The sequence below is a fragment of the Burkholderia sp. BCC1993 genome, assembly GCF_905339865.1.
GTDB lineage: Bacteria > Pseudomonadota > Gammaproteobacteria > Burkholderiales > Burkholderiaceae > Burkholderia.
Map to the genome: position 1 here is coordinate 1 of NZ_CAJPGZ010000063.1, position 597 is coordinate 597.

Genomic DNA, 597 nt, shown 5'->3' on the forward strand with positions numbered 1-597 from the left:
TGAAACGCAAGCGGCGGGCACGGCGGCAGCGGCGGCGGACGTCACATCGGGCTCCTGGCAAACGGTTGGGCAGGTTGCAGGCAGCCAGCCCCGCGGCAAACGCCACGGAAGCCGGTATCGAATCGGGGGAGGCGGCCGGAAGTCGAACCGGCCGCCGGTTGCTTACGCCTGTACGGGCGCGGCCTTCGCGCGGAACAGCTGCTTCAGGCCCGAGAACAGCGGTGCTTTCGCGGTGCCCGGCGCGCGGCCGAAGCTCTCGGTGATGCGGTCGAGAATGATCGCGAGCAGCACGACCGACAGACCGCTTTCGAAGCCGAGGCCGATGTCGAGGCGCTGGATACTTGCGAGCACGTCGTTGCCGAGGCCGCCCGCGCCGACCATCGACGCGATGATCACCATCGACAGCGCCATCATGATGGTCTGGTTCACGCCCTGCATGATCGACGGCAGCGCGTTCGGGAACTGCACCTTGTACAGCAGCTGCCACGGCGTGCAGCCGAATGCCTGGCCGGCTTCGACGATCTCGCGATTCACGTGACGGATGCCGAGGCTCGTCAGGCGCACGGCCGGCGGCATCGCGAAGATCACCGTCGACAG

1 protein-coding gene is annotated in these 597 nt (G+C 67.7%); it reads right to left on the minus strand.

Annotated features, from left to right (window positions below; translation table 11 throughout):
- Positions 1-162: 162 nt before the first annotated feature.
- The coding region (locus U4Y91_RS36575) for an ABC transporter permease (protein ID WP_321809127.1) at positions 163-597 on the minus strand (435 nt) is incomplete at its 5' end.